Raw genomic sequence first — 14,087 nt, forward strand, 5'->3', positions numbered from 1 at the left:
CAGATGCCGCGCTACCGGACGTCCACGGAGCGCAGGTGGAAGCTCGGGCCATCGCGTCCAGCCTCGGCTTGCTTGGACATCAACCCCAACTGCCCTTCGGAGACCCAGATCCTGTCACCCGAAACCGTCACGCCGGTGGGCCCCGCGAATTGTTGGATAGGCTCGATCTTGGCGCTGTTGTCCGAGACCGTGACGCGGCTCAGGGCACCGCTGCCCTCGACCATCAGGAACCCGTCCTTAAAGGTCCGCAATCCGTCCGGGAACTTCAGCGGACGCGGCGTTTCGAGCTGCGTGACCTTGCCGGCCTTGCCCTGCTTCACCTCGATGCGGAACAACTCGCCGCCCATGAAGGTGTTGACGTAGAGGTTCCCGTCGGCGCCGATGGCGATGCCGTCCAGCCCCTTGCTCAGGGTCGGGTCCTCGACGAAGACCTCGAACTCCGTCGCCGCCGGCTTCAAACGCAGGATCTGCGGGGCGAACGTGTTGGTGACGTAAAGCGAGCCGTCGCCGTCGAGGGCGAAGTCGTTCGCCAGCGCCTTGGCGCCCGGCAGCCTGACACTGGTCTCCATGGCGCCGGTCGCGACGTCGAAGGCCTTGACCCACGCCCCTTCCGCGACGGTCGGCCCCTTGGCTCCCAGGGGCGTGGCGTCGTTCGAGGCGACCCAGAGCACCCCGCGCTTGGGATCGGCCAAAAGGCCGAAGGTGGACCGGGTGCCATGCTCGCCCGGCTTCAGGAACTGAGACACCACGGCGCCGTCCGCGCCGACCTTGAGGACGCCGCCATCCGCGATGCTGCTGACGAAGAGGGTGCCGTTCGCGTCCGCCGTCACGCTCTCCGGGAAGCGAGAGGTGTCCGGCAGACGCACACTCGTTGCCCCGTCGGCGGCGAGGGCAGGAAGGCTCAGGGATGCGACGGAGAGCGACAGCCACATCGCGTGGTGCAAAAGGCTGCTGCGACGCGCCAAGCGACTTGGGTTTCTCATCGTTCACCCCTTTGGATGACTCGGTCAGGCCGTCGTCCCGCGGTGGAGCAATCCACCCGGAGCAGGCCTCCAAACATTATGATATTAATCTATTTGGCTGCGGAGGATCGGTCAATGGGGGTGTCATTTTCAGACGGGAACCCGCTCTGGAAAGCGGGTTCCCATGCCCCTTCAGCCTGCGATGGTGGATCGGGCCGCCGTGAGCAGTTCGTCGGCTAAAGCCTCGTCGTCGACGCCCCGTGCAAGCACCACCGCCCCGACCATGGTCGACAGCGCGATCAGGGCCCGTTGCCTGCGCCGTTCCTTCGTGGCCTTGGGCAGCCTGTCTGCGATGAGGCCGGCGAGCCCTTTGACAGCGTGGGTGAACCGCGACCGCAGGGCGCTCCCTGCCGGCTCGCGCCCGATATCGCTCACCAGCGCCGCGACCGGGCAACCCCTGCCGGGTGTGCGCACGTGGCCGAGGGACAGGTAGTTCTCAATGAAGGCGTCGAGGTTCGCTTCGTACTCGTCACGGATCGCGGCATCGAATGCCTCGGCCGCGAGTGCCTCCTTGCTGGCGAACTGGCCGTAGAAGCCGCCGTGGGTCAGGCCTGCGGCCGCCATGATGTCCACAACACCGATGCCGTTCAGGCCTCGCTCCCGGAACAGAGAGGACGCGACTTCCACGACCCGCTGGCGGTTGAGCTTGGCTTGCTCCTGCGAAACCCTCGGCATCCTATCGTCCTTCGCCGTTACAGAGATCCATATAGATGCAAGCAGTCATGTATTGAAGGGGCGGAGGCTCGTGGGAGCTCCCGTGCGCTCCGACGCACTGGAAAAGCTGATCGACCGGCCTGCGTGAGGTGAGCGGAATCGCAGGCCGGTCGACGCATCGCACGTTCGAAAGGACAAACGCGCGATCTCGGGTTACCCCGGGGCGGGGCAACGAAGGGTTCGTCCCGTCTCAGGGCTTTACGGGCATCGGCACCGCGTGGGTTCCGGCGTTGCTCTCCTTCTCACGCGGCTCCCGCGCCACCCGGAACCAGAGGGCGTAAAGCGCGGGCAGGAACAGCAGCGTCAGCAGGGTGCCGACGCCGACGCCACCGATCAGCACGTAGGCGAGCGCTCCCCAGAACACCGAATGGGTGAGCGGGATGAAGGCCAGCATCGCGGCGGCTGCCGTCAGGATGACCGGACGGGCCCGCCGCACGGTGGACTCGACGACGGCGTCGTAGTCCGACAGACCCGCTGCCTGGTCGTGGTGGATCTGGTCCACCAGGATCAGGGTGTTGCGCATCAGGATGCCAGACAGCGCGATCAGGCCGAGGATCGCGTTGAAGCCGAAGGGCTGCCCGAAGATCAGAAGTGTCGGCGCGGCCCCCACCAGCCCGAGAGGGGCGGTCGCGAACACCATGAACATGGCGGAGAACGACCGGACCTGGATCATGATGACCGTCAGCGTGACGAACAGCATGACCGGGAACACGGCTGCCAGGGACATCTGCGCCTTCACGCTCTCCTCGACTGAACCGGCCGTGTCGATGCGGTAGCCAGGGGGCAGCTTGGCCTTGATCGGGTCGAGCAGGGGGAAGACCTGGGCGTGGATGTCCGGTGGCTGCTTGCCGTCGAGCACGTCGCCCTGGACGCGGATGTAGGTCTCGCGGTTGTAGCGCTTCAGCACCGCGTCCTCGTAGCGGGTTTCCAATCGCGCCACTTGCGACACCGGCACCTGACGCCCGTCCTTCGTCGCCAGCGTCAGGTCGCCGATGTCGCCGAGCGAGCGCCGCTCGGGCCCAGGGCTGCGCAAGAGCACGTCCACCGAGCGCAGGTTCTCGCGCACCTGGGTCGCCGGCGTGCCGTTGAGGTAGTTCTGCAACTGCTGCCCAGCCTCCTTCGGGGTCAGGCCGATCAGGCGCAGGCGCTCCTGTTCCAGGGCGAGGCGTAGGCTCGGTGTCTTGTCGCCCCAGTCGAGGTGAACCATCCGCATGCTCGGGTTGGAGGCCATAACCCCCGCGACTTGCGCCGCAATCCCGCGGATCACGTCGAGGTCAGGCCCGACCACGCGAAAGGCGACCGGAAAGCGAACGGGGGGGCCGAACACGATCTGCAGCACCCGTACCCGCGCCTCGGGAAAGCGGCCTTCGTCGACGAGCCCCCGCACTTTGACCCTGAGAGTGTCGCGGGCGGCTGCGTCGGCCGTCTGCACGACGATCTGCGCGAAGGCGGGGTCCGGCAGCTCCGGGTCGAACGAGAGCACGAAGCGCGGCATGCCCTGGCCGATGTAGCTCGTGATCTCGCGGGCTTCGGGCAACTCACGCATCGCCGCCTCGACCCGCTTCACCGTGGCCTCGGTGGTGGCGAAGGCCGAGCCTGCAGGCAGCGTGACCTCGACGATGAGTTCGGGGCGCTCCGAGTTCGGGAAGAACTGCTGCTCCACCTTGCCCATGGCAACGACCGCGAGGGCGAACAGGCCGACCGTGATGCCGGCGGCCCACCACTTGTGGTCGACGGACATCCGCACGACCCGGCGCAGGCGCTCGTAGTTCTTCGTGGCGTAGATGGCGTCGTGCCCGCCCTCGACCTTTTTGATGTTCGGCAGGAGCTTGACGCCGAGATAGGGCGTGAAGGTAACCGCCACGATCCACGAGATGATGAGCGAGAACGAGACCACCCAGAAGATGTTGCCGGCATACTCGCCCGCCGTGGAGGCCGCGAAGCCCACGGGAAGGAAGCCCGCGATGGTGACGAGGGTGCCTGTCAGCATCGGCGCGGCGGTCGAGCTCCAGGCATAGGTCGCCGCCTCGATGCGGTCGTAGCCCTCCTCCATGCGCACCACCATCATCTCGATGGCGATGATGGCGTCGTCGACGAGGAGCCCGAGCGAGATGATGAGCGCGCCGAGCGTGATGCGGTCGAAGTCGCGGCCGGTGAGCATCATCACCACGAACACCGCCGAGAGCGTCAGCGGCACAGCCAGAGCCACGACGATGCCGACCCGGAAGCCGAGTGCGACCAGCGACACGAGGATCACCACACCTAGCGCGGTGAAGAACTTCACCATGAACTCGTGGATGGCGTCGTCGATGACCTTCGCCTGGTCGGTGATCTTGGCGAACGTGATGCCGACGGGTGTCTCATGGCGAATGGCGACTTCCTCGGCGTCCAGGGCCTGGCCGAGGGTCAGGCCGTTGAAGCCGGGCTTCATCACGAGGCCGAGCATCAGCGCCGCCTCGCCATCGTTGCGGATCTCGAAGGTCCGCGGGTCCTCGTAGCCGCGCTTGACCTCGGCGATGTCGCCGAGCTTGAGGCTGCGGTCGCCGGCCGCCACCGGCAGGTTGCGGATCGTGTCCAGGCTGTCGATGGCACCGTCCAGGCGCAGGTAGACGCGCGGGCCCGCGGCCTCGACGAAGCCCGCGGGCGTCACGTCGTTCTGGTTGGCCAGCGCGGCCAGGAGCTGCTGGCCGTTGATGCCCAAGGTCGCGAGTCGCTGGTAGGAGATCTCAACGAAGATCTTCTGGGCCTGCTCGCCCAGAATGTTGATCTTCTCGACGCCCGGCACGCGCAGCAGGCGCTGGCGCAGGTCTTCGGCGCGCAGGACCAGCTGGCGGTGGGGCAGCCCCCTGGCCTGCACGGCGTAGAGGGCGAAGTAGATGTCCGAGAACTCGTCGTTGAACAGCGGCCCCATCACGCCGCGCGGCAGGCTGGAGGCCTGGTCCGAGAGCTTCTTGCGCGCCTGGTAGAACTCCGACTGGAGCTTGGCCGGCGGCATGTTGTCCTTGAAGATGACCTTCGTCGTCATCAGGCCGGGCCGGACCGTGGTTTCGGCCCTATCGTAGTAGACGAGCTCTTGCAGGCGCTTCTCCAGCGGGTCGGCGACCTGGCGCTGCATTTCTTCCGCCGTCGCGCCCGGCCAAGCGGCCGCGACCGTCATGACCTTCACGGTGAAGGCCGGGTCCTCGGCGCGTCCGAGTTTCTCGAAGGCGAAGAAGCCCGCGCCGGTCAGCGCGATGAGCAGGAAGAGCGTGACGGCCCGCTCGCGGACGGCGAGCGCCGAGAGGTTGAAGCCGCTCACCGCACCACCCCCGTCATGCTGGACGGCGCAGGGCGGACTTTCTGGTCGGCCTTCAGGAGATGGGCGCCCAGCGCTACGATCCGGTCGCCCGGATCGAGCCCGGCCGCGATCTCGGCGCGCTCTTCGCCCATGCGGGCGACCCGCACGGCTTGCGGCTTCACCGTGCCTGTGGCGACGTCGAAGCGCCAGACCGAGGGGCCGCGCCCCTGGTCGAAGAGGGCCGCCAGGGGCACCTCGACCGTGGCGGGACGAGACTGGTCCTGGGACTTGAGCTGGAGGGTCACGGTGGCGCCGAGCGGCGCGTCCTCGCCGCCGCCGGACAGGATGTAGCGCGCCCGGTACGTGCGCGTGGCCGGATCGGCCGTGGCCGACAGCTCGCGCAGCCGGGCCGGAAAGGTCGTCTCGCCCTCGGCGTAGAGCGTGGCCGTGGCGTCGCCCTTCGCCAGACGCCGGCTCGCCTCGGGCAGGAAGATCTCCGCCTCGCGGGCGCCGTCACGCGCCAGCTTCACGACGGTCTGGCCGGCGGCGACGACTTCCCCGGGATAGGAGGGCACCTCCATGACCACACCGTCGGCATCGGCCTGGAGCTCGGCATAGCCCGCCTGGTTCTGGATCTGACTGGCCTGGGCTTCGGCGTTGGCGAACTGGGCGATGGCGGCATCGGCCGCGCCCTTGTTCTGGTCGTAGGTCTGCTTCGAGGTCCAGCCGTCGGCCACGAGCTTGCGACTGCGCTCCTCGTCGGCCCGGGCCTTGATCATCTGGGCGCGGGCCGCTTCGACGGAGGCGCGGGCGGCATTGAGGGCGAGGCTGTAGTCGGTGCGGTCGAGGCGCATCAGGGGCTGGCCGCGGGTGACGTGGTCACCCGGATCGACGAGGCGCTCGAAGATCTTGCCCCCCACCCGGAAGCCGAGGTTGCTCTCGGTGCGAGCCCGGATCGTGCCGGTGTAGCGCGAGACCCCGCCGATCCCCGGAGCGACCTCGGCAACCTGGATTAAGGGCGGCTCCGGGTTCACGGCCGTCTCCGCCTGCGAGCAGGCTGAGAGGGCCAAGCCGGCCAGACCGATCACCCATCTCGCGTCCATAACCAGTTCCCCCGAGGCCAACTGAGCGTTTTGAATTAAGGTCATCATCTATTACGGTCGTCATCTATCGTCAATGGCGTTCTCCGACCGGTCGGCGGCTTCGATGAAGATCGAGGCTCGGACCTCGAACCGCGGGCAACGGGGTCCTGATCCGCCCCCACTGAAGTGGTCCGCCCTGAGGTATGGCCTTCGGGCCAGGACGAGGACGGACAGATGGGCACGAAGCGGCACAAGCCGGAGGATGTGGTCGCCAAGCTGCGACAGTCGGACGTGTTGATCGCGCAGGTGGGCTCGGAAGAACGCTTACAATCGACCCTGCGATCTCGCATCAGAACGGACCTGGGCGGCCCCAGACCGCTTTCCGCGGTGTGCGGGCGCGCCGCGATGATTCGACGGATCGACCATGACGGGCGCCACGGCGGCCTCGGCCGACCGTGGGGCTTACGACCAGGTCCGTGACGCTGGTCGGTGACGCGGAGGCGCGGTCACGCAGCCGAGAAATGCTGCCGGTACGCGAGCGGCCCGACGCCCAGGCGCCGCTGGAAGGCCCGCCGCATCCGCTCCTCGTCGCCGAACCCGTACTGCACCGCGATCTCTTTCACGCTGAGCCCTGTCTCCTCCAGGGCCTGCCGCGCCGCCTCGATCCTGAACCGCTCGATGACCTTGGCGGGCGTCTGGCCGACGCGTTGTGAGTAGTGCCGGGCGAAGGTGCGCGGGCTCATACCGACCCTGTCCGCGAGGTCCTCGACCCGGAGGTCCGCGCCCAGATTGGATTGAATCCAGGCATGCAGTGCCTCGAACCCACCGTCGTCGGCGGCCTGGAGGCTCAAGGGTACGCTGAACTGGGTCTGGCCGCCTGTCCGCTTGAGGTAGACGACGAGCCGACGCGCGACGCGGATCGCCTCCGGACGCCCGCGATCCTCCTCGATCAACGCGAGGGCGAGATCGATCCCGGAGGTTACGCCGGCCGATGTCCAGACCGCGCCGTCTTTCACGTAGATGGCGTCGTCCGCGACGGACACATCGGGAAATCGGCTGCGCAGGAGGTCGCAGGATCCCCAATGGGTGACCGCGCGCCGTCCGTGCAGGAGGCCGGCGGCGGCGAGCACGAAGGCGCCGGTGCAGACCGAGCAGACGCGCCGCGCGCCGGTAGCGATCACCCGGAGCCGGTGGAGCAGATCCGCATCCGCGGCGGCGGTGTGCACCCCCGGTCCGCCGACGACGATCAGGGTGTCGGCCCCCTGGCACGCCGTGAGGGACTGGGTCGCGATCTCCAGGCCGCACGACGTCTTGACGAGTCCGCCGTCCCGCGACGCCACCGTGAGGCTGTACGTCCCGGCCCTTCCCCGAGCATCTTCGCAGGAGATCTCGAACGCTCCGAGCGGACCCGACATATCCAGCAGCAGCGCTCCCGGAAACACGACGAAGACCACGTCCTGAGCCATGAGGGAGCCCCCGTCCGCATCGCGCTTGGCAGGAATGGTGGGCAGAATGACCTTTCTGTCGGACGCTGTCAGCCCGAGGATCGTCGCCGAGCAGGGGAGATGGCGATGTCCAGCGGTACGATCGAGATCGGTTTCCTATTTTATCCGGGCATGACGCAACTCGACGTGACGGGGCCGCTCGAGGTCCTCGCGCGTCTGCCGGGGGCCCGCATCCACTGCCTGTGGAAGCTGATCGAGCCGATCACGAGCGATGTCGGCCTGACCCTCATGCCGACGGCCACGTTCTCGGATTGCCCCCAGCTCGACGTGCTGTGCGTGGGCGGCGGGCCGGGCCAGATGGCTTTGATGGACGACGAGGCCGTCATGGCCTTCATTGCCAAGGCGGGGACGAGTGCCCGCTACGTGACATCGGTCTGCGCGGGATCCCTGATCCTCGCTGGCGCCGGGCTGCTCGAGGGCTACCGCTCCGCCTGCCACTGGCTGTCCCGCGACCAGCTCGCCCTGCTCGGCGCCATCCCGGCGGAATCCCGGATCGTCGTCGATCGCAACCGCATCTCCGGCGGCGGCGTGACGGCCGGGATCGATTTCGCGTTCCGCGTCGCCGCCGAGCTCTGCGGCGAGGCCGTCGCCAAGCGCCTGCAACTGCTCCTCGAATACGACCCTGAGCCGCCTTTCGCGATCAGCGAGCGCGACGCACCGCCCGAGCTCCTCGCCGAGATCCGGGCCGCGGCCGCTCCGATGCTGGCGGAGCGGCTCGCCTCGAGCCAGCGCGCCGTGGCGCGCCTCCGGGGCGGGGTGCCAGATGCGCGCCATCGCGTGTCCTGATGCTCTCGGACTGCACTGCCATGCCCATCCAATCAGTCAACTTCGAAGGGAGGCCGCAGCGCCTTCTCGCGTTCCAGGATCCGGTGTCGCGCGCGTCCGGTCTGATCGCCATCGACTCGACCGCCCTCGGCCCCGCGACGGGCGGATGCCGCCTCTGGCCCTACGACGACGACGACGCCATGCTGCGCGACGTCCAGCGCCTCGCGCGCGGCATGAGCTACAAGAACGCGATCGCCGGATTGCCGCTCGGTGGTGGCAAGTCGGTCATCCGCCGGCCGTCCGGAGATTTCGATCGGGTCGCGCTGTTCCGGGCGCTTGGCCGCGCACTCGACGAACTCGGCGGCGACTACCTCGTCGCGGAGGATGTCGGCACGACGACGCGTGACATGCAGATCGCACGCTCCGTGTCGCCCTACGTCTTCGGCCTTACAGTAAACGTCGGCTCGGCCGGCGGCGATCCCTCGCCCTGGACCGCGCTCGGCGTCTTCCTGTCGATCGAGATCCTCCTGGGGCGGCGGGGGCGCTCCGTGGCGGGAAGCCGAATCGCCGTCCAGGGCCTCGGGAGCGTTGGAGCCGACCTCTGCCGGCGCCTCCACGCGGCCGGCGCGAGTCTCGTCGTTGCGGATGTGAACGAGCGCGCCGTCGCCGAACTCCTCGCGACCGTTCCGGCCGAGATCGCGACGCCCGGATCGATCCATGGGATCGAGGCTGACGTCTTCGCGCCTTGCGCTCTTGGGGCTGGGCTGAACGGGACGACGATCCCGGAAATCCGGGCTTGCATCGTCGCCGGCGCCGCGAACAACCAGCTCGCGACGCCAGCGGACGCCGACCTGCTCCATCGTCGCGGGATCCTGTACGGGCCGGACTACGTCGTGAATGCCGGCGGGATCATCAACGTCGCGGCCGAGTATCTCGGGCTCACGACGGGGGACGTGGCGGATCAGGTCGCCCGGATCGGCCCCCGGCTGTCCGCGCTGCTCGACCGCGCCGAGGCCGAGCGCATCACCCCGTCCATCGCCGCCGATGCGACCGCCCGGGACATTCTCGCGAGCGCATCGAAGGGAAGGTCCGGACTGCCCTGAGGTGACGAGTCCAGCGGACTGACGCAGCGATCCGCCCTCCCGAGTACGAGGACGCGCCGCGAGGGGGCGTCCACGCCGATCCGACAGGAGATGCCGATGAAGCCGTTGATGACAGTCGCGATCGCGTCCGCCAGCCTGTGCTGGGCCGTGGCGTCGTCCGCCATGGCCCAGATCTCCGGCGATACCGTGAGGATCGGCATCCTCGAGGACATGTCGGGGCCCTATGCCGACATCACCGGACGATCGAGCGTCATCGCAGCCGAGATGGCGGTCGCGAGCGTCGGTGGCAAGGTTCTCGGAAGGCCGATCGAGATCGTCACGGCCGACCACCAGAACAAGCCCGATATCGGCTCTGCCATCGCGCGTCGCTGGTACGACCGGGACGGTGTCGACGTCATCATCGGCCTCGGAGCCTCGTCCGTCGCCCTGGCGGTCCGCTCCTACGCGCGAGACCAGGGCAAGCTCGACATCGCGACCAGCTCCGGCAGCGCGGACCTCACCGGATCGGCCTGCTCGCCGACCGGGTTCCACTGGATGCACGACACCTACGCGCTGTCCAAGACGATCGCGACGGCGAGTGTCCGGAACGGGGGAACGTCCTGGTTCTTCCTCACGGCCGACTACTCCTTCGGGCACGTGCTCGAGCGTGACGTCACGCGCTTCGTGAAGGAGGCGGGCGGCCAGGTCGTCGGGGCGGTGCGAGCGCCTCTCAACTCCCCGGACGTGTCGTCCTTCCTGATGCAGGCCCAGGCCTCCGGAGCCAAGGTCATCGCCCTCGCCAACGGCGGCAGCGACACGATCAACGCGGTCAAGACGGCGCGGGAGTTCGGCATCGTCGGCGAGGGCTCGCGTCAGAGCCTCGCCAGCCTTCTGATGATGGTGACGGATGTCCATGCGCTGGGATTGCAGGCCGGCCAGGGCATGCTCGTGGCAGAGGGGTTCTATTGGGATCAGTCGGACGACGCGCGTGCCTTTTCGCGGCGCTTCTTGGAGCGACGCAGGCTCATGCCCAACATGATGAATGCCGCGATCTTCAGCGCGACGCTGCACTACCTGAAGGCGGTCGCGGCGGCGGGCACCGACGAGCCGAAGGCCGTGGCCGCGGCGATGCGGTCGCTCCCGATCAACGACGCGACCATCACGGACGGGCGAATCCGCGGCGACGGTCGCGTCGAGCGGGACATGTATCTCTTCCGCGTAAAGAGCCCAGACGCGTCGAAGGGCGAGTGGGACCTCTACGAGATGGTCGCGCGCGTGCCGTTCGCGGAGGCATTCCGGCCCCTGTCGGAGGGCGGATGCCCGCTTGCGGCGGGATCGCGATGACCCCTTCCGTTGCGTCGCACCCCATCCGCGAGTGGGACGGCACGCCTCGGCGAGTCACCGGGTGCCGCTCTGATCGCCGTCGTATCATGACACCATCCACCGAACCGGTCGCCAGTTCGGTGGATGACTCCCGAAGCGTTATCGGCGAGCGATGCCGCCGGCTGCCAGCGCCTTTGCCTGCTCCGAAAAGCCCGCGATCCGTTCCATCATCGGTTCCCTCACCTCCGGCGGTGCGGTTTTCAGTGACCCGGCGTGGAACGGCGGATCCGGATCGTACTCGCTCATCAACTGGCAGCATTCCGCATAGGTGCGGTCGCGCATCTCCGCGACCATCGTCAGTCCGAAATCGAGCCCGGCCGTGACGCCCGCCCCGGTGATGCGGTTGCGGTCACGCACGACGCGGGCCTCGGTCGGGATCGCCCCGAAGCCGGCCAGGGCGTCCCGGCACGACCAGTGCGACGTCGCCCTGTAGCCCTCGAGCAGGCCGGCCTTGCCGAGGATCAGCGAGCCCGAGCACACGCTGGTCACGTACGTCGCCCGGCTGCCGCGGTCGGCCATGAAGGTAAGCGTCTCCGGGTCGGTGGCCGCCTTGATCGTGCCGTCCGTGCCGCCCGGCGTGAACAGGACGGTCAGGTCCCGCGGGCAGGTCTCGAACGTCGCCGTGGGCATGATCGTCACGCCCGCGTCGCTCGTCACCGGGTCGAGCGACCGGGAGACGAGGTGGATCTTGGTGCCCATCATGGCCCCGAACATGCTGTGTGGTCCGATCAGGTCCATGATGGTCATGCCGGGATAGATCAGCATCCCGATCTCCTCGTGACCGATCCAATGCACGCCGTCGCCACGACCCATGTCGTAGCTGTTCGAGGACGGGCCCGGCGAGGGCCCGGCCGACCCGGCACGCGCCGAGCCGGCGGCGAACGGGGAGAGAAGCGCGAGCAGTGCGGCGGTTCGGCGATCGATAATGGTCATGACGACTGTCCTTCAATCTGAATTTTGAGAATCATTCGCAGTATCTGTCCGTGTCCGAGACAGTATATATGCAATAACAAGGATCCAGGCAAAGCTGCATCATGCCGCCCTGCCTGGAGATCGATGGCCGCGCGGCCCTACCAGCGATATACGAGGCTGCCGATTACCTGCCGCCTGGCATCGTACAGGCAGAGCCCGGTCTGGCATACGATCCGGCGGGTATCGAACAGGTTGGTCGCATTCACCTGCAGCCGCAGGCCGGAGTACTTTCGGTCGAATTGCGCGAGATCGTAATCAATGACGCCATCGACCAGGGCGTCCCCCCGGCTGCGGAACGTGTTCTGGTCGTCGCCGAAGCTCGAGCTGATGTAGCGGACGCCTGCACCGATGCCGAGCCCGGCGAAGGCCGAGCCGGGCTGGAACGTGTACTTGGCAAAGGCGGCGACGGTGTCGTCGGGGATGCCGGAGAGCTGCTTGCCGGTCGTGATCCCGAGGGCAGGATCGTCGATACCTTTGACGATGGTGACGTCGAGATGCGTGTAGGCGGCGGTGAGGTTCCAGCCGGGTGCCAGCGAGGCCGTCGCTTCCAACTCGATGCCGCGCGAGCGGATCTGGCCGGTCGGGGTCTGGAAGAGGAGGGGGTTGCCAGGATCGGGACGGAGCACGTTCTTCTGGTCGATGTTGAACAGGGCGGCGCTCATGAAGACCGGAAAATCGGGCACCTTGTATTTGATGCCGACCTCTTCCTGCTCGCCCGATGTCGGCTTGAACGGCGTCCCCGCGGCATCCGAGCCGAGCTGCGGGCTGAAGTTCGTGCCGTAGCTGACATAGGGGGCGAGGCCACTGTCGAAGACGTAGGCGAGCCCCACCCGGCCGGTGAGCGCTGCATTGTCCTGATCCGCCTTGGTGCCGGCAGCGAGATTGTTGACCGTGCTCGTCACCCAGCTCTGTCGGCCGTTGAGCGTCAGGACGAAACCACCCCACTTGGCCTGTTCCTGGGCGTAGAGGCCGATCTCGTGCTGCCGCTGCTTCTGCCGTATGGCGAACGTATCGACGGGTGTGATGTATTGCCTGCCGTAATTGAAGGTCAGAAGATCGAGGTCGGGCGCAGGACCGAAACCGATCTTGTCATTGTATCCGTAATGATTGTAGTCGAGGCCGAACAGCAAGGTATTGGCGACGCCGCCGAGCTCGAACCGCGTCTCGGCCTGGTTGTCGAGCGCGATGGCGTTGACCGTATCGACGATCCGCGTCGCGGTCCGTTGTCCTGTATTGGCCGCCGGATCGATCGAGACAAGATCCGTGTAGCCGTAATCACCGAGGATGCGGTAGAAGCGAAAATTCTGACGCACGGCCAGGAAGTCGCTGAACCGGTGCTCGGCCTCGTAGCCGATCCGGTACTGCTCCGTCCGGGCCGTGTTGTAGGCCGGATCGCCCTTGAAGTAGTTGGTCAGGCGTCGGTTCGGCGCGTCGTAGAAATAGGACGTGTTGGCGGCGCTCGTGACCGTCATGTGTTCCGCGAGGAGCGTGACGGACGTATCGGCATCGGGGCGCCATGTAATCGCCGGCGCGATGTAGGTCCGGTTGTCCTTGCCGCCCGGGAGCCAATCCTTCGCATCGCGGAACAGGCCGGTCAGGCGATAGCTGAACTGCTCGTTGCCGACCACCGGTCCGCCGATGTCGAAATTGCCCTGGTAGCGGTCGTAGTTGCCGGCCTGGAACTGGATCTCGCCGAAGGGAACCGCGGTCGGACGTTTCGTGATGACGTTGATGATGCCGCCCGGGGACCCGAGGCCGTAGAGACCGGAGGCCGGACCCCGTAGAACCGTGATGGATTGTGCACCGTAGGGCTCGACGCGGGGAATGGCGAAGTTGCCGCCGCCATAGCCTTGCCGCAGACCGTCACGATAGGTCCCGAGCGTGACGAGATCGAAACCGCGAACCGAGAACCAGTCGACCCACGGGCCGTACCCGTAGTTCGGCGTGATGCCGGGGGTGTAATTGAGTGCTTCAACGAGCGTCTGGACATTGCGATCGTCGAGCTGCTCGCGCGTGATCGTGGATACCGATTGTGGGATTTCGACGACGGGCGTTCGCGTCTTGCTGCCGGTCGTCGTCCGGGACGCGACATAACCGGTCACGCCGTCGGAGCTCTCGCCGTTCGGTCCGCTGTGGCCGGGCAGGGCCGCACCGGCAACGTCGATCTGTTGGAGAGGGATGGTATCCGGACCGGCGGTCTGCGCAAGAACGGAGGTCGAGGCGAGCAGGGTCGGCAGCAGGGCGGCGTACAGCTCGACCCTGGAGAGGGAATGCATGGCTGAGAT

Annotated in this window: 10 protein-coding genes; 3 read left to right on the plus strand and 7 right to left on the minus strand. The window is 67.3% G+C overall.

Features of this window, described 5'->3' with window-relative positions; all coding sequences use genetic code 11:
• Window positions 1–11 precede the first annotated feature (11 nt).
• From BMX97_RS33950 to BMX97_RS27000, 5 genes are all read right to left on the minus strand, one after another.
• Window positions 12–965 (minus strand): Vgb family protein, encoded by a 954-nt coding sequence (locus tag BMX97_RS33950; RefSeq protein WP_244538662.1) that lies wholly within the window; start codon window positions 963–965, stop codon window positions 12–14.
• 189 nt (window positions 966–1,154) lie between these two features.
• Entirely contained in the window at window positions 1,155–1,697 is a 543-nt protein-coding gene (locus BMX97_RS26985; protein ID WP_091754261.1) for a TetR/AcrR family transcriptional regulator, read from the minus strand.
• Between the two features lie 229 nt (window positions 1,698–1,926).
• On the minus strand, window positions 1,927–5,034 hold the full coding sequence (locus BMX97_RS26990) for an efflux RND transporter permease subunit (RefSeq protein WP_091754262.1): 3,108 nt from the start codon (window positions 5,032–5,034) through the stop codon (window positions 1,927–1,929).
• Window positions 5,031–6,116 carry an efflux RND transporter periplasmic adaptor subunit gene (locus BMX97_RS26995; protein ID WP_091754263.1) on the minus strand — a complete coding sequence of 362 codons (1,086 nt, stop codon included), beginning with the start codon at window positions 6,114–6,116 and terminating at the stop codon, window positions 5,031–5,033. The genes BMX97_RS26990 and BMX97_RS26995 overlap by 4 nt, the downstream gene beginning before the upstream one ends.
• A gap of 485 nt (window positions 6,117–6,601) precedes the next feature.
• Window positions 6,602–7,561, minus strand: coding sequence for a GlxA family transcriptional regulator (locus BMX97_RS27000; RefSeq protein WP_091754264.1), 960 nt, complete (start codon window positions 7,559–7,561; stop codon window positions 6,602–6,604).
• 105 nt (window positions 7,562–7,666) lie between these two features.
• Between BMX97_RS27000 and BMX97_RS27005 the strand changes: the two genes are divergently transcribed.
• From BMX97_RS27005 to BMX97_RS27015, 3 genes are all read left to right on the plus strand, one after another.
• Window positions 7,667–8,386 (plus strand): DJ-1/PfpI family protein, encoded by a 720-nt coding sequence (locus tag BMX97_RS27005; RefSeq protein ID WP_091754300.1) that lies wholly within the window; start codon window positions 7,667–7,669, stop codon window positions 8,384–8,386.
• Complete coding sequence (locus BMX97_RS27010; protein WP_210187681.1) at window positions 8,386–9,468, plus strand: Leu/Phe/Val dehydrogenase; 1,083 nt, start codon at window positions 8,386–8,388, stop codon at window positions 9,466–9,468. The genes BMX97_RS27005 and BMX97_RS27010 overlap by 1 nt, the downstream gene beginning before the upstream one ends.
• A 96-nt stretch (window positions 9,469–9,564) precedes the next feature.
• Window positions 9,565–10,791: an ABC transporter substrate-binding protein gene (locus BMX97_RS27015; RefSeq protein ID WP_091754266.1), complete on the plus strand. Its 1,227-nt coding sequence runs from the start codon at window positions 9,565–9,567 to the stop codon at window positions 10,789–10,791.
• Between the two features lie 138 nt (window positions 10,792–10,929).
• Here BMX97_RS27015 and BMX97_RS27020 read toward each other — a convergent pair whose 3' ends face one another.
• Window positions 10,930–11,643 carry a DJ-1/PfpI family protein gene (locus BMX97_RS27020; RefSeq protein ID WP_280142819.1) on the minus strand — a complete coding sequence of 238 codons (714 nt, stop codon included), beginning with the start codon at window positions 11,641–11,643 and terminating at the stop codon, window positions 10,930–10,932.
• A gap of 257 nt (window positions 11,644–11,900) precedes the next feature.
• Window positions 11,901–14,078, minus strand: a complete 2,178-nt coding sequence (locus BMX97_RS27025) for a TonB-dependent siderophore receptor (RefSeq protein WP_091754267.1) — start codon at window positions 14,076–14,078, stop codon at window positions 11,901–11,903.
• Between the last annotated feature and the right edge of the window lie 9 nt (window positions 14,079–14,087).

This window comes from Methylobacterium sp. ap11, assembly GCF_900110515.1.
GTDB classification, from domain to species: Bacteria; Pseudomonadota; Alphaproteobacteria; order Rhizobiales; family Beijerinckiaceae; genus Methylobacterium; species Methylobacterium ajmalii.